Annotated in this window: 17 protein-coding genes and 1 pseudogene; 7 read left to right on the top strand and 11 right to left on the bottom strand. The window is 71.3% G+C overall.

The annotated features are described in order from the left end of the window. The first annotated feature begins 443 nt into the window (after nt 1-443). Both ACZ6ZP_RS16850 and ACZ6ZP_RS16845 read left to right on the top strand, forming a co-directional pair. The gene (locus ACZ6ZP_RS16850) at nt 444-1,625 is read left to right on the top strand and encodes an FAD-dependent monooxygenase (RefSeq protein WP_366464673.1); all 1,182 of its coding nucleotides are present in this window, start codon (nt 444-446) and stop codon (nt 1,623-1,625) included. After that, nucleotides 1,625-3,163: a hypothetical protein gene (locus ACZ6ZP_RS16845; protein WP_469407318.1), complete on the top strand. Its 1,539-nt coding sequence runs from the start codon at nt 1,625-1,627 to the stop codon at nt 3,161-3,163. The genes ACZ6ZP_RS16850 and ACZ6ZP_RS16845 overlap by 1 nt, the downstream gene beginning before the upstream one ends. 55 nt (nt 3,164-3,218) lie before the next feature. Here the strand turns inward: ACZ6ZP_RS16845 and ACZ6ZP_RS16840 are convergent, their stop codons facing one another. Continuing rightward, a complete protein-coding gene (locus ACZ6ZP_RS16840) occupies nt 3,219-3,563 on the bottom strand; it encodes a VOC family protein (protein ID WP_351166365.1) in 345 nt (114 codons plus the stop codon). A 292-nt stretch (nt 3,564-3,855) separates the two neighbouring features. On the opposite strand from ACZ6ZP_RS16840, the gene rph reads away from it, so the two are divergent. Then, nucleotides 3,856-6,483, top strand: a complete 2,628-nt coding sequence (gene rph / locus ACZ6ZP_RS16835) for a rifamycin-inactivating phosphotransferase (protein ID WP_469407316.1) — start codon at nt 3,856-3,858, stop codon at nt 6,481-6,483. Between the two features lie 112 nt (nt 6,484-6,595). On the opposite strand, the gene ACZ6ZP_RS16830 is transcribed toward rph, so the two are convergent. After that, nucleotides 6,596-7,213, bottom strand: a complete 618-nt coding sequence (locus tag ACZ6ZP_RS16830; RefSeq protein WP_469407314.1) for a hypothetical protein — start codon at nt 7,211-7,213, stop codon at nt 6,596-6,598. Nucleotides 7,214-7,356: 143 nt separating this feature from the next. Here ACZ6ZP_RS16830 and ACZ6ZP_RS16825 point away from each other — a divergent pair, with 143 nt between their 5' ends. Continuing rightward, the gene (locus ACZ6ZP_RS16825) at nt 7,357-8,211 is read left to right on the top strand and encodes an alpha/beta fold hydrolase (protein WP_351166359.1); all 855 of its coding nucleotides are present in this window, start codon (nt 7,357-7,359) and stop codon (nt 8,209-8,211) included. Between the two features lie 45 nt (nt 8,212-8,256). Here the strand turns inward: ACZ6ZP_RS16825 and ACZ6ZP_RS16820 are convergent, their stop codons facing one another. The 5 genes and pseudogenes from ACZ6ZP_RS16820 to ACZ6ZP_RS16800 form a co-directional block, all read right to left on the bottom strand. Further along, the gene (locus ACZ6ZP_RS16820) at nt 8,257-9,066 is read right to left on the bottom strand and encodes an alpha/beta fold hydrolase (RefSeq protein WP_469407313.1); all 810 of its coding nucleotides are present in this window, start codon (nt 9,064-9,066) and stop codon (nt 8,257-8,259) included. Between the two features lie 67 nt (nt 9,067-9,133). Then, the gene (gene ppk2, locus ACZ6ZP_RS16815) at nt 9,134-10,114 is read right to left on the bottom strand and encodes a polyphosphate kinase 2 (RefSeq protein ID WP_383824902.1); all 981 of its coding nucleotides are present in this window, start codon (nt 10,112-10,114) and stop codon (nt 9,134-9,136) included. A gap of 202 nt (nt 10,115-10,316) precedes the next feature. Continuing rightward, nucleotides 10,317-10,409: pseudogene (locus ACZ6ZP_RS16810) on the bottom strand (RNA polymerase subunit sigma-24); the annotation flags it as partial. Nucleotides 10,410-10,530: 121 nt separating this feature from the next. Next, nucleotides 10,531-11,748, bottom strand: coding sequence for an NAD(P)/FAD-dependent oxidoreductase (locus tag ACZ6ZP_RS16805; protein ID WP_469407311.1), 1,218 nt, complete (start codon nt 11,746-11,748; stop codon nt 10,531-10,533). A 117-nt stretch (nt 11,749-11,865) separates the two neighbouring features. Further along, a complete protein-coding gene (locus ACZ6ZP_RS16800; protein ID WP_469407310.1) occupies nt 11,866-12,267 on the bottom strand; it encodes a VOC family protein in 402 nt (133 codons plus the stop codon). A gap of 141 nt (nt 12,268-12,408) precedes the next feature. Here ACZ6ZP_RS16800 and ACZ6ZP_RS16795 point away from each other — a divergent pair, with 141 nt between their 5' ends. Further along, on the top strand, nt 12,409-15,576 hold the full coding sequence (locus ACZ6ZP_RS16795; RefSeq protein WP_469407309.1) for an ATP-binding protein: 3,168 nt from the start codon (nt 12,409-12,411) through the stop codon (nt 15,574-15,576). On the opposite strand, the gene ACZ6ZP_RS16790 is transcribed toward ACZ6ZP_RS16795, so the two are convergent. Genes ACZ6ZP_RS16790 through ACZ6ZP_RS16780 form a run of 3 tightly spaced genes read right to left on the bottom strand, consistent with a single transcriptional unit; the run spans nt 15,557 to nt 17,697 of the window. Beyond that, a complete protein-coding gene (locus tag ACZ6ZP_RS16790; protein WP_469407307.1) occupies nt 15,557-16,348 on the bottom strand; it encodes an ABC transporter permease in 792 nt (263 codons plus the stop codon). The two genes, ACZ6ZP_RS16795 and ACZ6ZP_RS16790, sit on opposite strands and share 20 nt — an antisense overlap. After that, complete coding sequence (locus ACZ6ZP_RS16785; protein WP_469407305.1) at nt 16,345-17,316, bottom strand: ATP-binding cassette domain-containing protein; 972 nt, start codon at nt 17,314-17,316, stop codon at nt 16,345-16,347. Before ACZ6ZP_RS16785 ends, ACZ6ZP_RS16790 begins: the two co-directional genes overlap by 4 nt. A gap of 48 nt (nt 17,317-17,364) precedes the next feature. Further along, a complete protein-coding gene (locus tag ACZ6ZP_RS16780) occupies nt 17,365-17,697 on the bottom strand; it encodes a hypothetical protein (RefSeq protein WP_469407684.1) in 333 nt (110 codons plus the stop codon). Between ACZ6ZP_RS16780 and ACZ6ZP_RS16775 the strand changes: the two genes are divergently transcribed. After that, nucleotides 17,641-17,931, top strand: coding sequence for a hypothetical protein (locus ACZ6ZP_RS16775; RefSeq protein WP_469407706.1), 291 nt, complete (start codon nt 17,641-17,643; stop codon nt 17,929-17,931). The genes ACZ6ZP_RS16780 and ACZ6ZP_RS16775 overlap by 57 nt on opposite strands. 94 nt (nt 17,932-18,025) lie before the next feature. After that, the gene (locus ACZ6ZP_RS16770) at nt 18,026-18,565 is read left to right on the top strand and encodes a hypothetical protein (RefSeq protein WP_351166343.1); all 540 of its coding nucleotides are present in this window, start codon (nt 18,026-18,028) and stop codon (nt 18,563-18,565) included. Nucleotides 18,566-18,639: 74 nt separating this feature from the next. On the opposite strand, the gene ACZ6ZP_RS16765 is transcribed toward ACZ6ZP_RS16770, so the two are convergent. Beyond that, the gene (locus ACZ6ZP_RS16765) at nt 18,640-18,930 is read right to left on the bottom strand and encodes a hypothetical protein (protein ID WP_351166341.1); all 291 of its coding nucleotides are present in this window, start codon (nt 18,928-18,930) and stop codon (nt 18,640-18,642) included. Between the last annotated feature and the right edge of the window lie 50 nt (nt 18,931-18,980).

Here is an 18,980-nt window from a genome sequence, read left to right as displayed (position 1 = left end):
ACGGCTCTCGCAAGGTGTCCAGGTCAGGGGCTGCCTGGTGCCAGAAGGCCTTGCCAGAAGGTCTGGTACGCCATGTACGCCATGTATGACAGACCCTCCCAGAACAGCGCGTCCGCGAACCGGTCCAGAGCGGTTCGCAGACCGGGACCGGCGAAGTCCCTGACGTGCTACCAGCGTTCACCGGCCCAGAAGTGCGGCTTGTAGGAACCGAGGGTGTTTTCGATGCACACGCCCATTCCGCAAGGTCAGGCTCCCTGATCAAGCCATCCCGGGCCGGCCGGACCGCCGCTACGCATCACGTTGACAGGCTTGTGTCGACATGTTGCTATAAGGCGCTGCTCAACCGGACTTGCGCATGTCGCAGGCCGTTCGGGCACCGGATCGACACCGGATCGACAGCCACTTGACCGGGGGTGGCGCCCCCGAACCCAGAGCGAGGAACCATGCCGCAGCGCGCCGCGACCATCGTCGGCGGCGGGATCGGCGGCCTCGCGGCGGCCATCGCCCTGCACCGGCGCGGATGGCGCGTCGAAGTGCTGGAGCGCGCCCCGCGGTTCACCGAGATCGGTGCCGGTATCTCCCTGTGGCCCAACGCGCTGCGCGCCCTTGAGGCGCTCGGACTGGCCGACGCCGTGCGGGCACTGGGCGCCGTCGAGGCCTCTGGTGGGGTACGCGATCGCCGGGGCCGCTGGCTGTCCCGTACGGACAACGGGGAGCTGGCCCGCCGGTTCGGTCATCCTCTGGTGGTCCTGCACCGTGCGGACCTGTTGCGGGTGCTCGCCGAGGCGTTGCCCGCCGACCGCCTGCGGTCGGGCAGTGAGGTGCGCGCGGTCCGCGACGACGGCCAGGGTGTGGTCGTCGAGCATTCTGGGGGCGCGTCGCGGCCCGATCTCGTGGTCGGCGCGGACGGATTGCGCAGTGTGGTCCGCGGTGCGCTGTGGCCCGATGCCGCCGGTCCTCGATATGCCGGGTACTCCGCCTGGCGCATGGTCACCGAGCCCCTGGCCGAGCCGCCCGCCGAGGGGGCGGCGACCTGGGGTCGCGGAGAGAGGTTCGGTCATACGGCGTTGCCGGGCGGGCGGATGTACTGCTTCGCGACCGCCTCGCTGCCGGCGGGCACAGCCGTCGGCCCGTCCGAACACGCCGAGCTGCTGCGCCGGTTCGGGGCCTGGCCCGATCCCATCCCCGCCCTGCTGGCCTCCGTCCCCGAGGGCGCGGTGCTCCGCCATGACCTGTACGACCTGCCGCCGCTGCCCACCTTCGCCCGTGGCCGGGTGGCGTTGCTGGGCGACGCGGCCCATGCCATGACCCCGAACCTGGGCCAGGGCGCGTGCCAGGCCCTGGAGGACGCGGTCACGCTGGCCCACTGCCTCGACGGCGCCCCGGACGTGCCCGACGCGCTGCGCTCGTACGACCTGCTGCGCCGCCCGCGGACCCAGGCCATCACGCGCCGCTCCGCCCGGCTCGGCGCGCTCGGCCAGCTGTCGTGGCCGCCGGCGGTGCTGGTGCGCGACACGGCCGCCCGGCTGATGCCGGCGCGGGTGACGCTGCGTTCCATGGCTCCGGTACTCGGCTGGACCGTGCCCGGTGACCGGGTGACCGCGGCGGGGAGCGGGAGCAGCTGATGCCGGACTGGACCTATCACCCGCTGCGTGGCGCGGCCGCCGCCGTCCTGGGCCTGCGCCGGTCGCAGCGGGCGGCGCTGCGGATGCTGGCCTCGGTCGGTTCCCGTCCTGCCGGTGCGCGGTTGATCGCCCGGGGGTTCGGCCACCGCCATCCGCCCCGGCGTCTCGCCGGTGAGATCGCCGGTGTGCCCGTGGCCGTCCGGCTCGGCATATCCGTGCCGCCCTCACTCGCCCGCGAGACGGTCCGTGCCATGCCCCCGCTGGGGGCGGGTGTCGTCGAGGTCGCGCCCGTCTCGGCGGCGGACGTGCACGCCGTACGCGAGGCCGCCGTGGGCCGCTCGATCCCGCTGGTCGTCCGCACCTGCGACCCGGAGGTCGAGGCCGCTCTCAAGCCGCATGTCGACGGGTTCACCAGCAGCGACGACCCGCACATCAGGCAGGTGTCCGATCCGTCGGTCACCGCCGCGGCAGCCGCGCTCGAAGAGCCGGGCGCTGTCGTGCTCGCCCGGCCGCAGGTCCTGGTGGCGGCCGGGCCCGGCTGGTTCGCGCGGGTCACCGAGGCAGCCACACCCACCGCGCCCGCACCGGAGCTGCGGGACGTCGGCCGCGACCCGCGCCGCTGGCCCGCCTGGTGGTGGGCGCTGCTCGTCGGGCTCGGCATGACGGGGGCCGGACTCGGCGCAGCGGCGATCACGCTGGGGCCGGTGCTGCTCTGGTACGACCGCGACTACCTCGGCATGACGCTGCACGAACTGCACGCCGCCAACCACCATCTCGTGCACTTCCTCCAGCACGACCGGATCACCATGGCCGGCACGATGGTGGCGATCGGCGCCCTCTACACGGGCCTTGCCGTGGGCGGGATCCGGCGCGGCTGGCCCTGGGCCCGCGAGGTGTATCTCCTCTCGGGGGCGGTCGGCTTCCCCACCTTGTTCTACTTCCTGGCCACCGGCTTCGTGGAACCCCTGCACACCGCGACCGCCCTCGTACTGTTCCCGATGTTCGTGATGGGAGTCCGGCGCACCCCGCACGCGGCGCGGTGGCGTCTGGCGCCCGAGGGGCCGGAGCCGGAGCGCCGACGGGCGCTGGTGGGCCAGCTGTTGATGATTCTCACGGGAGCGGGACTGTTCGTCGGCGGGGCGGTGATCTCGGTGGTCGGTCTGACCGACGTCTTCGTCCCGACCGACCTGACGTTCCTGGGCACCGACCCGCACACGCTGGAAGCCGTCAATCCGCGCCTTGTGCCGTTCCTGGCCCACGACCGTGCGGGGTTCGGCGGCGCCCTGATGTCGGCGGCGGTGGCGATCGTGCTGCTCAGCGCGTGGGGCTGGCGACGCGGTGAGGCGTGGGTGTTCTGGAGCCTGGCCGCGGCGGCGGCCGCCGGGTTCCTGCCGGCTGTCGTGGTGCACGGCTCGATCCACTACACCGACTTCATCCACCTCGCGCCGGTCTACTTCGGCATCGCCCTGACCGGCACCAGCCTGCTTCTGGCGCGTCCCTACCTCTGCGCCAAGGCGTCGGCGAACCCGGCGAACTGACGGTCCGCTCCGCGACCGCGCCGCCCCTTGCGCCGGCGGGAGCCGTCCGCGCGGGTCAGGTCTCCGCGCCGCCGCCGATGCCGATCTCGTTGCCGTCCGGGTCGCGGAAGGTCGCCTTGCGGACGCCGTTGGAGTACGTCTCGCGCGTATCCGGTTTCAGGCCCCGCTCGGCGATCTGCGCGAGGCGGGCGTCGAAGTCCCCCACGAAGACGGTGTGCAGGGCGTGCCCGGCGTGCTCGGGCCGTACCTCGATGAAGACGTACCGGTGTTCGGCGAGCTCCCACACCGCCTCGGTGTCATTGGGCAAGAAGGCCGGCGGCGTGCCCAGGAGCCGCTCGTACCAGGCCACCGCCACGGTGTAGTCGCTGACAGGAATTCCCGCGAACAGGTCTACGGACATATCGCCATGCTAGTGGCGCGCGGGGGTTTGATCCGGTCGGTGCGGCGGGCCATCCGGGCCACGGTCTGGGCCACGACCTGGGCAAGGAGATCACTTTCCCCCGCACTCTCAACGTATATCCCGCCAGGGGGCTTGCGGCAAGACCCGGGTGGTGGCGCAAAATCATCGACCAAGGCCACAACCTGCGGAAATGAGGGCACGACGTGCGTGTGTTGTCGACAGAGCCGGTGGCACCGGTGATCCGATCGGGCACCGCCGTGCGACGGAGCACGGCCGCCTCGGAGGTATCGCAGTGAGCGAGCAGTACGTGCTGAACCTGCAGGACATCGACGACACGCAGGTCGCGGTCGTCGGCGGCAAGGGCGCGCACCTGGGCGAGCTGTCGCGGATCGACGGCATCCGCGTGCCGGGGGGCTTTTGCGTGACGACGGACGCCTTCCGTCGGGTCATGGCCCAGGCCCCGTCGATCGACGGTCATCTCGATCAGCTGGCGCGCCTGGACCCGGACGACCGGGAGGCGATCCGCACGCTCAGCGCGCAGATCCGCCGGACCATCGAGGAGACCGCCGTCCCGGGCGATCTCGCGGCGGCGGTCACCCGCGCGCTCACGCAGCTCGGCGAGCAAGCCGCGTACGCCGTGCGATCCAGCGCGACGGCGGAGGACCTGCCGACGGCCTCCTTCGCCGGCCAGCAGGACACGTACCTGAACGTCGTGGGAGCGGCGGCGATCCTCCAGCACATCAGCCGGTGCTGGGCCTCGCTGTTCACCGAGCGGGCCGTGACCTACCGCCGGCGCAACGGCATCGACCACCGTACGGTCCACATGGCCGTGGTCGTGCAGCGGATGGTCCTCCCGCATGCGTCCGGCATCCTGTTCACGGCCGACCCCGTCACGGGCAACCGGAAGGTCGCCACCGTGGACGCCGGCTTCGGTCTCGGCGAGGCCCTGGTCTCGGGCCTGGTGAACCCGGACGTCTACAAAGTGCGCGACGGCGCGATCATCGAGAAGACGATCGCCGCCAAACAGCGTGCCGTTCACGCCGTGCCCGCCGGCGGTACGCGGGAAGTGGTGATCGACTCACGGCAGCAGGAACAGCCGGCGCTGACGGACGCGCAGGTGGTGCAGCTCGTACAGCTCGGCCGGCGGATCGAGGCGCACTTCGGCCGTCCGCAGGACATCGAATGGTGTCTGGCCGAGGGGGACTTCCAGGTCGTACAGAGCCGTCCCATCACGACGCTGTTCCCGATCCCGGAGGCCGACGACCAGGAGAATCACGTCTACGTCTCCGTCGGCCACCAGCAGATGATGACCGACCCCATGAAGCCTCTGGGGTTCTCCATGTGGCAGCTGACGGCCATGGTGGCGATGCACGAGGCCGGCGGACGACTGTTCGTCGACGTCATCGAGCGGCTGGCCCAGCCCGCGAGCCGCGCCGGGCTCCTGGACCTCATGGGAAGGGGCGATCCGCTGGTCAGGGACGCCCTGGAGACCGTCATCGACCGTGACGACTTCATCCCCTCGCTGCCGGATGCGGGTCCCGGCGGGCCGCCGGCCGGTGGCGCGTCGGCCAGTGGTGCATCGGCCAGTGGTGTGTCCGTCCCGGTCGAGGCCGATCCGGCCATCGTCACCGAGCTGATCGAGCGCAGCCAGGTGTCCGTCGCCGCTCTGCGGCGCGACATCCGGACGAAGACCGGACCGGCGCTGTTCGACTTCCTCCTGGAGGCCTTCGAGGAGCACAAGCGGGTCCTCGGCGATCCGATGAGCATGCGGGCCATCATGGCGGGGATGGAGGCCACGTGGTGGCTCAACGACAAGCTGCTGGAGTGGCTGGGCGAGAAGAACGCGGCGGACACGCTCACGCTGTCCGCCCCTGACAACATCACCTCGGAGATGGGCCTTGCGCTGCTCGACGTCGCGGACGTGATCCGCCCGTATCCGGAGGTGGTGGCCTTCCTCCAGAGCGTCGAGGACGAGGACTTCCTGGACGGCCTGGCGAAGCTCACGGGCGGGACCGAGGCACGCGCCGCCATCGAGTCCTATCTCGACCGGTACGGCATGCGCTGCGTCGGCGAGATCGACATCACCCGGCCGCGGTGGCGGGAGCGCCCCACCACGCTCGTGCCCGTGATCCTCGACAACGTCAGGATCTTCGAACCGGGCGCAGCCGAGCGGCGCTTCGAGGAAGGCCGGCGGAAGGCGCGGGAGAAGGAACAGGACGTGCTGTCGCGCTTGCGGGCCCTGCCGGACGGGGACCAGAAGGCCGACGCGGCCAAGCGGATGATCGACCAGGTACGGGGCTTCGCTGGGTACCGGGAGTACCCGAAGTACGGCATCGTCAGCCGCTCCTTCGTCTACAAGCAGGCCCTGTTGGAAGAGGCCGAGCGCCTCGTGCGGGCAGGGGTTCTCCGGGAGAAGGAGGACATCTTCTACCTCACGTTCCACGAACTCCACGACGTCGCGCGCTCGAACCAGGTGGATGACCGGCTCATCCAGCAGCGCAAGGAGGCGTTCCGCTCCTACCAGGCGCTCACACCGCCCCGGGTGCTCACCTCCGACGGTGAGGCCGTCACCGGGTCGTACCGGCGCGCGGACGTGCCGGCCGGGGCCCTGGTCGGCGTGCCGGTGTCGGCCGGGACCATCGAGGGACGCGCCCGCGTCATCCTCGACATGGCGGAAGCGGATCTCGAAGCGGGCGACATCCTGGTCACGGCCTTCACCGACCCCAGCTGGTCGCCGCTGTTCGTCGGCATCGCGGGCCTGGTGACGGAGGTGGGCGGTCTGATGACCCATGGCGCGGTGATCGCCCGGGAGTACGGCTTGCCGGCCGTCGTGGGCGTGGAGCAGGCCACCCGGCTGATCCGGGACGGGCAGCGGATCCGCGTGCACGGAACCGACGGGTACGTCGAGCTCCTGCCGTGACCGCCGGGCCGTCCCAGCGGCCCTTCGGGAGCGCGGCCACAGCCCTCCGCTTGGCGGGCGTGTCGATCCAGAGGCCTCGGGCCGCCGCGCTCCCCCACCTCGTCCGTGCACCTCATCCGTGCCGGGCGAAGACCTCCCGGACCGTGCCGAGTGCCGCGTCCTTCTCCGCGGGATCGTCGTACCAGCCCTCGGCGTCCCGATAGGCGATGAAGGACTCGGCGGTGAACTCCTGGCCGAGCAAATAGGCCTCGAGGCAGTAGTCGAAGCCGGATTCGCTCATGGGGTCCAGATCCGCCTGGTCGCAGTGGTCCAGGAACCCTTCGGCTGCCCGCCACTGTGTGCCGTCGAACCAGAACACGCCGCCCGCGTAGTGGATCGTCTCGTCCGTCCCGTGTTCCGTGAGGTTCAGGGATTCGTAGTTCTCAGGGCGGTTGCGCACCAACTGGACGAGATCCGCGGGAACTCCGCGATAGAGCGACTCCTGCTCGGCGAAGGTGCCTTCGGCGTAGAGGTTCAGATCCGTCTCGTGATCGAAGGTCAGCAGCATCGCCCGGCCGTCGGGCGTGAAGTACCACACGGCCGACTGCCCGCCGCTGTCGTTCCAGGCGAACCGCTCGGCGCCCTCCACCGTCACCGGCGAGACATCGACAATCGTGTGGAGGATCGCGGCGCGTCGCCGTATCTCCGCGATCGGGGCCGCCTTCAGGGCGTCCCAGGTTTCGTCGTTCATGGGGCTCAGATTAATGAACTCCCGCCACCACTCGGCGACAGGGCCGGAAAAGGATGCGCTGCTTTGCGACCACGGGCTGGAGGTGGCACGAAAGTCTCTATTTCGCGCTTGTCCTGTAGATCGTTCCGTTGGAGGCTACGTCCATGCAAAATCAGCCGACATTCGTATTTGTCCATGGTGCCTTCGCCAACTCCTTCTCGTTCGCGCCGCTTCAGGCCGAGCTCGGCCTGCTCGGGCACCGCTCGGTGGCCCTCGATCTTCCGGGGCACGGGTTCGAGGCGACCTTCCCCGCGGCCTACCAGGCTCCTCAGGATCTCGGCGCGCTCGCCGCGGAGCCAGGGAGAATCAAGGGGGTGACCCTTGCCGACAATGTCGCCCGCGTCATCGAGGTCCTGGAGCGGGCGAAGCAGAACGGGCCGACCATCCTCGTCGGCCACAGCAGGGGCGGCGCCACGATCACCGCGGTCGGCAACGCCAGGCCCGACCTGATCGACCGGATCATCTATGTCTCTGCCTGGTGCCCCGTCGACCTGGACGTCAACGACTACTACGCCGAGCCGGAGATGGCCACGGTCGACCCGAGTACGTTCGCTGCCGCGCTCGCCGGCAACCCGGCCGAACTCGGTCTGCTGCGGGTCAACTTCCGTACCGCCGACCCGGAGACGCTCGCCGCGATGAAGCAGGCCTTCGCCGCCGACCTCAGCGACGACGAGTTCCGCACGTTCTTGGGCACTTTCCAGCCCGACGAGAACCTCGACGTGGGCACGTCCGCCGACCGCACGCAGGCCGCCACGTGGGGCCGGATCCCCAAGTCCTACGTGCGGTTGACCGACGATGTCAGCATCCCGCTGGCCATGCAGGACCGCATGATCCGCGAGGCCGACGCGCTCACGCCCGACAACCCCTTCGACGTCGGGACCCTCGGTGGGAGCCATCTGAGCTGGCTCGTCCATCCGAAGCCCGCCGCCCAGTTGCTCGCCGAGCTCGCCACGCGCTGACGGTTGCCTTCTGGTCATCGCGGTACGTGCGGCGGCCCGGCGCAGTCACTGCGCCGGGCCGCCGCGCGGCTGTCCCCACAGTTCGCGCAAGGCCGCGTTGACCGCGGCGGGTTGCTGGGTGTGCGGGTAGTAGCCGTCCACGCGCAGCAGCCGGCCGTCGACGGCCTCGGTCACGGCTTCGGCGCAGGCGATCAGCGGCTCGCCCGCGTAGGTGCGGTACATCTCCGGTGCGTCCTGCCAGGTCCCGCAGATCACCAGCGTCGGCCACGGCGCGGCCCGCAACGGATTCAGGGGCACGGCCGCTTCCCATACGGGACGTTCGCGCATCGACGTGGCCACGGCACGCAGGCGCTGCGGGGTGGGGTCGGGCATGGCCATGCCCAGGCCTTCCGTGGAGGCACGCAGGTACTGCTCCGGCGTCACCGAATCCGGCACACCCGCGCTGTCTCGCACCCGGTCCAGCATGGCCTCGACGACGGGGTGGTGGGCGGCCGCGGAGAACGCGGCGGGCTGAATCAGCGTCAGGGAACGTACGAGGTCGGGGCGGCGCCCGGCTGCGAGCATGGCTGCCAGGCCGCCGTTGCCGTGTCCGACCAGGTGCGCGCCCCCGTCCTGCCGCGTCAGCAGGTCCACCAGGTCGTCGGCGTCGGTGTCGTAGTCGCTGCGCTCGGTGTCGGGGCTGTGGCCGTAGCCACGGCGGTCCACCAGCAGCAGGCGGTAGCGGTCGGCCAGTGGCCGCTGGGCCGCGAACCCGTACGCCTCGTCGCTGCCCCACGTGAAAATGTTGTGGGCGAAGACCGCCGGGGCCCCTTCGCCGCCGGTCTCGTCCCACACCGTCACGTGTAGCGCGGTCATGCGCGACCTCCCTCTCTCTGGCCGTCCGGGCGACGTGATGCGGACGGCCCGTCAGCCGCCGCAGGTGTCATGGGTGCTGACCAGGGTGCTGGCCAGGCCCTTCCCCCGTGTCGGCGAGTCGGCTGGGGGACAGGTCCGTCGGGTCCTCGTCCGCTTCCAGCAGTGTGTCGGCGGGGCCGATGATGAGTGGGTCCGCCTCCCCCACCGCGTCCTTGTCCATGGCCTCGTAGTCGATGCGCAGCAGCAGGTGCCGGATGGCTTCGAGGCGCCCGCGGCGCTTGTCGTTGAACTTGATCACCGACCACGGTGCGTGGACGGTGTCCGTGGCGCGGAACATCTCCACCTTGGCGTGGGTGTAGGCGTCCCACAGGTCCAGTGAGGCCAGGTCCGTGGGTGAGAGCTTCCATTGACGTACGGGGTCCACCTGGCGGATGGCGAAGCGGGTGCGCTGCTCCGCACGGGAGACGGAGAACCAGAACTTGACCAGCACGATGCCGTCATCGGTGATCATCTTCTCGAAGAGCGGGACCTGCTGGAGAAATTCGTCGTGCTGCCGTGGCGTGCAGAAGCCCATGACGGGCTCGACGCCGGCACGGTTGTACCAGGAGCGGTCGAAGAAGACGATCTCCCCCGCGGCCGGCAGCTGTGCGACGTACCGCTGGAAGTACCACTCGCCCGCTTCCCGCTCGGTGGGCTTGTCCAGCGCGACGATGCGGGCCCCTCGGGGGTTGAGGCGCTCGGTGAAGCGTTTGATCGTGCCGCCCTTGCCCGCGGCGTCCCGCCCCTCGCACACGACCACGATGCGCTGGCCCTGCTCGCGCACGGATCTCTGCAGTTTCAGCAGCTCGATCTGCAGGATCCGCTTCTGGCGTTCGTAGGCCTTGCGCCGAAGCTTCTCCGCGTAGGGATAGTTCTCCCGCCAGGTCTGCAGGGGCTCACCTTGCCCGTCGAGCAGTACCGGACGCTCCGGCCGGGCCTCATCCACCGACAGGCCGTCCAGCAAACCTTCCCCGTCCTTCTCGTCCGACGTCACGCCTTCTCCTCTCATCGACACGTGCCGTCTTCTTACTACCCCCATCGAGCACTACTGCGCAGAAAACGCCATAAGCCCTGCGACGTCCCCACGCGTCGCGGTTCCGCGCCCCGGGGCCGCCCCGCTCACCGGGCGGCGTCAGCGGCGTCGTCCACCGTGCGCCCGCCGGGCTGGTGGGTTGCCGTGCTCTCCCAAGTGGCTTCTGCACCAGCGGTGTTCAGTGCGGGGTGAGCGGCGTCGCGAACTCGACGCGGGACAGCTTCTGAGGGTTGCGGACATAGTCGAGGCCGGTGATGCGGGCGTCCTCGACACGGGGGGACGAAACGCTCCGTCGCCGGGTCGGTGGCGTTCTCGCTCATGTATCGGGGCCATCTCCTTCGTGGCCTGCGGCGCTGATGATCGCATGCGTGGGGCGCGCCCCGGATACTTCGTCAGGCCGCCGGTTCGGCGACGACCGGTGTCTCGACGGCCGGTGCCTCGTCGCGCACGGCCTGGAGGAGCAGTTGCGGGCGCTTGGCGTCCTTGGTCCACCAGGTGCGCTTGCCGGGCTTGCGCGCCTCGTAGGCCAGCTGCCAGGCGATGCTCCGGCAGATGATCTCCTTGACCTTGGCGCCCGTACGGCCGGCGAGGTAGTACCGGTTGGCGGTGTCGTCCCTGCTGGCGAACTGGAAGATGCCGGCGCGCCGTCCGAGGCTGATGCACTGGCTGACGAACCCCACGTCGACGGTGGCGGGCCGCTCCCCCGCGATGCGGCTGAGCACGGTCTCGGCGGCCTGCGGGCCGAGCTGGACGGCGGCCTGGCAGCTCATCCGGTACGGCAGGTTCGACGGCGCCGCCGAATCCCCGGCCGCCACGATGCGCTCGTCGTCCACGCTGGTCAACGTCTCGTCCGTGAGCAGGCGGCCCAGGGCGTCGGTACGCAGCCCGCTGCGGGCGGCCAGGTCCGGCACACCGAATCCGGCGGTCCAGATGGTCACCTCGCTCGCCATCTCACGGCCGCCGCTGAGTCGTACGGCATCGCGCGTCACCGCCGTCACCGTCGCGTCGGGGCCTTCGATCACGGTCACACCGAGCCTGGCCAGCCGCTTGGCCACCGATCGTCGCCCCCGAGGGTGCAGGTAGGGGCCAAGTTCCGTGCCGCACACCAGGGTTACGGTGCGGCCCTCCTCCGCCAGCTCGGCGGCGGTCTCGATGCCGGTCGGTCCGGCGCCGACCACCGTCACCGCGGCCGTCGCGGGCGCGGCCTGGACGACCGGGCGCAGCCGCCGCGCCTCCTCCAGGTCGGCCAGCGGGTAGGCGAATTCGGCCGCTCCGGGCACGCTCGGGTCGGCGCTGCCGCTGCCCACCGCGTAGATGAGGTGGTCGTAGTCGAGTGCGCCGCCGCTCGCCAGGGTCACGCTGCGCTCGGCGGCGTCGATCCGTGTCACGGTGTCGACCACCAGATCGATGCCCGCGGCCAGGACCTTGCCGTACTCCATGACGGCGTCGTGAGATCCGCCCACCAGTTGGTGCAGGCGGATCCGCTCGACGAAGGTCGGGCGGGGGTTGATCAGGGTCACTGTCACGTCGTCACGCTGGGTCAGTCGATTGGCCGCCATGACACCGGCGTATCCGCCGCCGATCACGACCACTGCGGTGTTCTCACTCATGGCATCTCCTTCGTCTCTGTCGGTTCAGCCACAAGACACCGCGTGATCGACCGCTGTGACAGCATGTGAGGCAGGTCACTTCACCGCCCTGTGCGTGCCAGGAGTCCCGCCCCGATGTCAGCCCGCCAGTGGCCGATGCGCCCGCACATCCACCGGGCGTCCATCGGGATCGCGAGCCGTCATCGTCCACTGCGCGGGCAGTGTCTCGATCGGTCCGACCGGCCACCCGGCACGCAGGACGCGCTCGCGCACCTCACACAGCTGGCTGTACGTCGCCACACGCAGCCCCCATCCCGCCCCACTCAGGGGGTCGAGGTCGGTGGTGGGGGCGGTGGCGGTCTCGACGATCATCAGGTGGTCGGCGCCGCCGACATCGACGGCCGCGATCCGAGGATCGGAAGGGGTCGCGGCACGCTCGAAGGCGAGCGCCGCCCCGAGCAACTCCGTGTAGTACGTCACGAGCCGGTCGAGGTCGGTCGTGGAGAGGGTCAGATGGTTGATTCCGAGGAGTTCAGGCATGGTTGGGCAACTCTAAGGCCGTCACTGAACGGCACCTGGTGGTCCGCCGGAGACAGCGGACCAGGATCCCTGAAGCAGGTTCGCGGGCCCTGCAGGAACAGCGCGAGGTGGAGCCGCCGGTGGCTTGGCTAATCTGCACGGGTGACCACCGACCTGACCCTGCTGCCGCGTGTCGCCTATCGCGGGCAGGAGGTCACCGCGCCCCGGCTCCGGGCCCTGCTCGCGCTGCTCGCGGGCGATGTGCGCACCGGCTGTAGCGCCGAGCGGCTGGTGGCAGGGCTGTGGCCGGAGGAGTCGCCGGAACGGCCGGGAAAGGCACTGCAGGTGCTCGTGTCCAGGGCGCGGGCCCAGTTGGGCGCCGATGTCATCGCGAGCACACCGGTCGGATACCGGCTCGCCCTCGTCGAGGAGCAGGTCGACAGCTCCGCCCTGCTGCTGCACGCCGCCGTGAGCGCACAGCGGGCCAGGGCCGGGGACCACGCGGAAGCGCTGGCAGCGGCCGAGGCCGGGCTCGCCCTGTGGGAGGGCGCCCCTGGCGGGGACGGTGGCACCGGCGATCCCGTAGCTGCGTTGCGCACCGAACGCGCCCCCGTGCGCGCCACGCTCGTCCGCGCCCAGGCGCTCGCGCTCGCCCGCCTGGGACGGCATGCGGAGGCGTCCGGGCCGCTGGCCGTGGCCGTCGCGGAGCATCCGCGTGACGAGGAGGTGCTCGCCGAACTGCTGCGTTCCGAGGCGGCGACGGCGGGCCCGTCCGCCGCGCTGACGCGGTACGAGGCCTACCGTCGTGAGCTGCGCGAGGCGCTGGGCACGGATCCGGGCGCCGGGCTCAAGGCCGTGCAGCAGGAGTTGCTGCGCGGCCAGGCGCCTGTGGTCAGGCACGGGGTGCCGCATGAGCCCAACCCGCTGCTCGGCAGGGACGAGGACATCGCCGCGGTGGAAGGGCTGTTGCGCGCCTCGCGCGCCGTCACCGTCGTCGGGCCCGGCGGTCTTGGCAAGACCCGGCTCGCGCACGCCGTCAGCCGCCGGGCCGAGCAGCGCGTGGTGCATTTCGTGCCGCTCGCCGGCCTGACCGCGGACCAGGACGTGGCCCGCGAGGTGGCCACCGCGCTCGGTGCGGGCGAGGGGCGGCACGGCGTCGTGAGCGGCCACGGCGCGGCCGACCCGGTGTCGGGCATCCTGGGCGTGCTCGGACCGGGGCCCGCCTTGCTGGTGCTCGACAACTGCGAGCAGGTCGTCCAGGGCGCCGCCGGTCTCGTACAGGCACTGGTCTCCTCCTCCAAGGAGCTGCGGGTGCTCGCCACCAGCCGGGCCCCGCTGGACCTCACGTCGGAGGCGGTGTACGCGCTGCCGGAGCTCGGACTCGACACCTCCGTCGAGCTGTTCACGCAGCGGGCGCGGGCCGCGAGGAGCGGTGTGGAGCTGCCGCCGGACGCGGTGGCCGAGCTGTGCCGCCACCTCGACGGGCTGCCGCTGGCCGTGGAGTTGGCCGCGGCGCGGGTGCGGGTGCTGTCGGTGCCGGAGATCGCCCGCCGCCTCGGCGACCGGTTCGCGCTGCTGCGCGGCGGCGCGCGGGACGTGCCCGAGCGCCACCGCACGCTGCACGCGGTCGTGGAGTGGAGCTGGAACCTGCTCGCGCAGGACGCCAGGGCGGCGCTGCGCACGCTGTCCGTCTTCCCCGGCGGCTTCCGTGGTGACGCGGCGGAGCAGGTGCTGGGTGCGGACGCGCTGTTGCTGCTGGAGCAGTTGGCCGGCCAGTCGCTGCTCACCGTCGCCGACACGCCGGTCGGCGTGCGGTTTCGGATGCTGGAGACCGTACGGGAGTTCAGTGCGGCCCGCCGTGCGGAGGCCGGTGAGGATGACGAGGCCGTGGGCCGGTTCCTGGCGTGGGCCCGGGACTTCGGGGTCGCCCGGCACGAAGTGCTCTTCGGCCCGGAACCCTCCGCGTCCTCTCGGCCGCGCTCGAGCGCGGAGGACCCCGTCGCGGCCCGGGAACGGATCAGGGCCGAGCAGGACAATCTCGCGCTGGCCCTGCGACACGCCCTGGCCCGTGCCGACGGCCCCACGATCGCCGCCCTGACCGCCGTCCTGGCCGCTTTGTGGTCCACCGACTCCAACTACCCGCGCCTGGCCACCCTCGCCGCGGACACCGGCCCGCCGCTTTCGCACTACTCCCCCACGCCCGAGTACGTCGAAGTCGCCCGCTCCGCCGCGGTGTTGTGCACGGCGGGCCTGTTCATGAACCACGGCCCGCGAGCCGTGCGCCAGCTCATCACCCTGCGGCGGCTTCCTGCGGCGACGCCGGACACCCTGCCGCGCGCCACGGCCGTCGTGCTCGGCGCTCTGCCCCAGATGCGGCCTCCCGACTACGACGTGCTGCACCTGCTCTGCGCCGACGCGCAGCCGCTGGTCGCCGCCATCGCCGAATGCGTGGCCACGTACGTCTGGGAGTACGAGCACGACATCGACCGCGCGCTCGCCTCGGCTCGCCGGATGATCACGGCACTGGCTCCGGTCGACAACCCCTCCCTGCGGCTCATGGGCCATTCCCGGCTGAGCGAGCTGTCCTTGCGGATGGGGCAGGGCGAGACCGCCTACGAGCACCTGCGGGCGGCGCTGAAGACGTTGCCGCGGCTGGGCGGCGAGCACGACTACATCGGCATCCGCTCGGCCCTCGTCCTGGCCTGCCTGCAGCGCGGGGAGCCCGACGAGGCCGAGTACTGGCTGCGGCAGGTGGAGGGCGAACACACCCCGCAGGAGGACACCTTCTACAGCCCCGATCTCGGCAGCCGCGCCGAGATCGCGCTCACCCGGGGGCTGACGGAGGCCGGACTCGGCCTGTGGCGCAGCGCCGTGGAGCGGATGCCCGAGGCCGGTTCCCTGCACGGCGGCGACCCTTGGCTCGACCCGTGGGCGCTGCAGGTCCAGGCGGCCGCGGTGACGGCGCACGCGCACGCCGGCCGTCTCGACCTCGTCGCCGGGCCGGTCGACCGGCTGCGCCAGCGGCTGCGGACACTGCTGAGTGGGCCGCCCCGCTCGCCCACGGAGCTGCCGGTGTTCGGGTCGGTGCTGCACGCGCTGGGCATGGCGGGTCTCGCGTGCGGTGAAGCCTTCGCCGTACGGAAGATCGCGCTGGCCGAACGGCTGCGGGCGCCACGGGAGTTCCAGCCGACGATGTCGGCGGCCCGCGCCCGGCAGGCGGCCGAGAACGCCGACCGGGCGGCGTACGCCGACGCGGTGTCGATGTACGCGGCCCTGGCGCGGGACGAACTGTGGCGGGCGGCCCGCGACCTTACTTCGGGTCGCGGTTGAACAACGCCGTCGACCAGCGGTAGCCGAGCGCGGCCAGGCCCACGCACCAGGCGATCGTGATCCAGCCGTTGTCGCCGATCCCGCTGCCGAGCAGCAGGCCGCGCAGGGTCTCGATGGCCGGGGTGAAGGGCTGGTACTCGGCGATCGGCTGGAACCAGCCCGGCATCGCGTCGGCGGGGACGAAGGCGCTCGAGATGAGCGGGAGGATCATCAGCGGCAGCGCGTTGTTGCTGGCCGCCTCGGCGTTGGGGCTGGCCATGCCCATCCCGACCGCGATCCAGGTGAACGCCGTGGCGACCAGCACGAGCAGCCCGAACGCCGCCAGCCACTCCAGGGCCGTGGCGTCGGTGGAGCGGAATCCGATGGCCACGGCGACGGCGCCGACGAGCACCACGCTGATGATCGCCTGCAGCACGCTGCCGACGACATGCCCCACGAGCACCGAGCCGCGATGGATCGCCATCGTGCGGAAGCGGGCGATGATGCCCTCGGTCATGTCCATGGAGACCGACACCGCGGTGCCGGCCGGAGTGGCGCCGAGGGTCATCAGCAGGATGCCCGGGACGAGGTAGGCGATGTAGTCGGAGCGATCGGCGCCGCCGCCGCTGATGCCCGCGCTCATCACATCGCCGAAGACGTAGACGAACAGGAGCAGCAGGACGATCGGCGTCAGCAGGATGTTCAGGGTGAGGGACGGATAGCGGCGCGCGTGCAGCAGGTTGCGGCGCAACATGGTGGCCGAGTCCTGTGCGGCCAGGGAGAGCGAGCTCATCGGACGGCCTCCGTGGGGTGGTTGGGGACGGTGGAGCCGCCGGTGAGGGCGAAGAACACGTCGTCGAGGTCGGGGGTGTGCACGGTCAGCTCGTCCGCCTCGATACCGGCCGCGTCGAGCCAGTCGAGGAGGGAGCGCAGTTCGCGCTGGCTGCCGTCGCTGGGGATCCGCAGCGACAGCGCCTCGTTGTCCCGGGTGACCTCGCGCAGGGCCAGGGCAGCGCTCTGATAGGCGGCCGGGTCGGCGAAGCGCAGCCGGACATGCCCACCCGGGATGAGCCGCTTGAGCTCGTCGGCGCTGCCTTCGGCGGCGATCCTGCCGTCGTTGAGGACGGCGATGCGGTCGGCCAACTCGTCGGCTTCTTCGAGGTACTGGGTGGTGAGGAAGACGGTCACCCCGCCGGTGACCAGCTCGCGGATGATGGCCCACATGTTGTGGCGGCTGCGGGGGTCAAGGCCGGTGGTCGGCTCGTCGAGGAAGATGATCCGCGGATGGCCCACCAGCGTCATGGCCAGATCGAGGCGGCGCCGCATGCCCCCGGAGTAGCTGGCGGCGGGCTTCTTCGCGGCGTCGACGAGGTCGAAGCGATCCAGCAACTCGGCGGCGACCCGGCGGCCTTCACGGCGATTCAGGTGGTGCAGGTCGGCCATGAGGAGCATGTTCTCCTCGCCGGTGATCAGGCCGTCGACGGCGGAGAACTGCCCGGTGACACCGATCGCGGCCCGCACGGCCTGCGGGTCGACGGCCAGGTCGTGGCCGCCGACGTGCAGGTCTCCGGTGTCGGCACCGATGAGCGTGGAGAGGATCTTGACGGTGGTGGTCTTGCCGGCGCCGTTCGGGCCGAGCAGGGAGAAGACCGTGCCGGCCGGCACCGCCAGGTCGATGCCGTCGAGGACCGTCTTGTCCCCGTAGGCCTTGCGCAGCCCCGTGGCCGCGATGGCGAGGGAGGGCGATGTCGTTGTCGTCATGCCGCAGAGGTTGCGGCAGGGCGCCTTCAGCGCGGTTTCACGACGGTTTCAGCGCCCCGGAACCCGAGGGTCCTCGAAGTGCCTCGATGTGCCGGGCGTGAGACCACCGGCGAGGGCTCGGCCCGGGACCTCCTCGATCCGTCCGCGGTCGAGCAGAGCCGTGGGCAGGTGTGGCTGCGGCAGGGTGAGGGGGAAGTCCGTGGGCAGGTGTGGCTGCGGCAGGGCGAGGGGGAAGTCGTAGTCGTACGCCGGGCTCGCCATCGCCAGCGGTCCCAGCGCCACTCGGGCGCGCGGCGCCGCCGAGTCGCCCCAGTAGGTGCCGTGATGCGCGAGGGCTTCGGCCAGGGCCTCGGCGGAGGCGTCGTGGCCGCGGGTGAGCAGGCGGTGGAAGAGGGCGGCGGGTGGTCGGACGTCACCACCTCCCGGCCTCCGTGGAAGAACATCCTCGGGCTCTGGAAGGGGCTTGAGGGCACCGACATGCTGCGTCTGAACAAGGCGTATCTGGGGGCCGGCAAGCAGTACGGGGACACCACGTCCCGGCAGACCATCGCGGCGCACGAGCTCGGCCACGCCCTGGGTTCTGCCACAAGAACCCCTCGCCCTACGGCTCGTTGATGGCTCCACACCTCTACGACATGTCCTCCAACGCGGAGCCGACGTCACGGGACCGGCGGAACTACCACGCGCTGTGGGGATGAAAGGCAGAACAATGAGCGAGGTTCGCCGCCGTCCGGCGGTCGCCGCGGCGGCGCTGACGGTGCTGGGATGTGCGGCCTGGAGCGTGTACAGCCTCACCGGTCCCGGCAGGAGCAACGGCCCCACGGAGGCGGTCACGCTCTACGATCCTCAGGACGCCCGGCAGGTGGCGGGGACCGCCGACCACGTGTTCGTCGGCACGGTGGTGGGCCGGACCGGTGAGCGTGACATCTACGGCATCGTCTCCGACATGTACGCCGTCCGCGTCGGTCAGGTCTTCAAGGGAAGCGTGCGCGACACGACCACGGTCAGTCATTACCAGGGGGAAGAGCCGCTGGACGACGGATCCTCCTACGTTTTCGCGACCGGGCGCGTACCGGACAGCCAGAGCCACGCCGTACTCCTGGAGACCACCCCGCCCCCCATCGGCATCCTCGACGCCCCGGCCCAGACGATCTCCGCGGCCGCCGCTTCCGGTGGCCGGACGATCAGCGAGTACTGGACGTGGGCCGTGGAACACGAGATCGACGTCTCCCCCAGGCAGGACCGGTGAGCGGCAGGCGGGAGCGGTGAGCGGCCGCATGCCGCCGGCCGACGCCACCCTTCGGCTCCGGAGCCCGGCAGTTGTCAGGGAGTGTCGCCGGACCAGTCCCAGCGGCGCCGGCCGCCCGACCGGGGGCCGGCGGGGCGTGGGTCGTACAGCGCCCGCCCGCCGGCGCCGAAGTGCCCGAGCTCCGTGGGCAGGGCGACGCCGGTCTCCTTCTCGCCCTTGGTCCAGCCGGTGATGTCGAGCAACAGGCCGTCCAGCGGCCCGCCGACCAGCTCGGCGTAGTCCCGCCCCGGCTGGGGTCCCTGCCGGGGATCATCGTGGTCCTGGCCGTAGACCCGGCCGCGCAGCAACTCCTCGTCCCTGTCCATGCGTCCACCCTCCCAGCCGCCACTGACAATCCCCGGAGCGGCGGCCGGCT

It is taken from the genome of Streptomyces sp. NPDC054047, assembly GCF_055585065.1.
The sequence above is the reverse complement of the archived record's forward strand: the minus strand, read 5'-3'. Positions and strand labels throughout refer to the sequence as shown.

Coding starts and splice junctions, on each gene's coding strand:
- ACZ6ZP_RS16775 (WP_469407706.1), top strand. CDS start 17,641: ATGCGCGAGGGCTTCGGCCAGGGCCTCGGCGGAGGCGTCGTGGCCGCG.
- ACZ6ZP_RS16850 (WP_366464673.1), top strand. CDS start 444: ATGCCGCAGCGCGCCGCGACCATCGTCGGCGGCGGGATCGGCGGCCTC.
- ACZ6ZP_RS16770 (WP_351166343.1), top strand. CDS start 18,026: ATGAGCGAGGTTCGCCGCCGTCCGGCGGTCGCCGCGGCGGCGCTGACG.
- ACZ6ZP_RS16800 (WP_469407310.1), bottom strand. CDS start 12,267: ATGCCTGAACTCCTCGGAATCAACCATCTGACCCTCTCCACGACCGAC.
- ACZ6ZP_RS16765 (WP_351166341.1), bottom strand. CDS start 18,930: ATGGACAGGGACGAGGAGTTGCTGCGCGGCCGGGTCTACGGCCAGGAC.
- ppk2 (WP_383824902.1), bottom strand. CDS start 10,114: ATGAGAGGAGAAGGCGTGACGTCGGACGAGAAGGACGGGGAAGGTTTG.
- ACZ6ZP_RS16830 (WP_469407314.1), bottom strand. CDS start 7,213: ATGAACGACGAAACCTGGGACGCCCTGAAGGCGGCCCCGATCGCGGAG.
- ACZ6ZP_RS16845 (WP_469407318.1), top strand. CDS start 1,625: ATGCCGGACTGGACCTATCACCCGCTGCGTGGCGCGGCCGCCGCCGTC.
- ACZ6ZP_RS16790 (WP_469407307.1), bottom strand. CDS start 16,348: ATGAGCTCGCTCTCCCTGGCCGCACAGGACTCGGCCACCATGTTGCGC.
- ACZ6ZP_RS16840 (WP_351166365.1), bottom strand. CDS start 3,563: ATGTCCGTAGACCTGTTCGCGGGAATTCCTGTCAGCGACTACACCGTG.
- ACZ6ZP_RS16785 (WP_469407305.1), bottom strand. CDS start 17,316: ATGACGACAACGACATCGCCCTCCCTCGCCATCGCGGCCACGGGGCTG.
- ACZ6ZP_RS16825 (WP_351166359.1), top strand. CDS start 7,357: ATGCAAAATCAGCCGACATTCGTATTTGTCCATGGTGCCTTCGCCAAC.
- ACZ6ZP_RS16820 (WP_469407313.1), bottom strand. CDS start 9,066: ATGACCGCGCTACACGTGACGGTGTGGGACGAGACCGGCGGCGAAGGG.
- ACZ6ZP_RS16805 (WP_469407311.1), bottom strand. CDS start 11,748: ATGAGTGAGAACACCGCAGTGGTCGTGATCGGCGGCGGATACGCCGGT.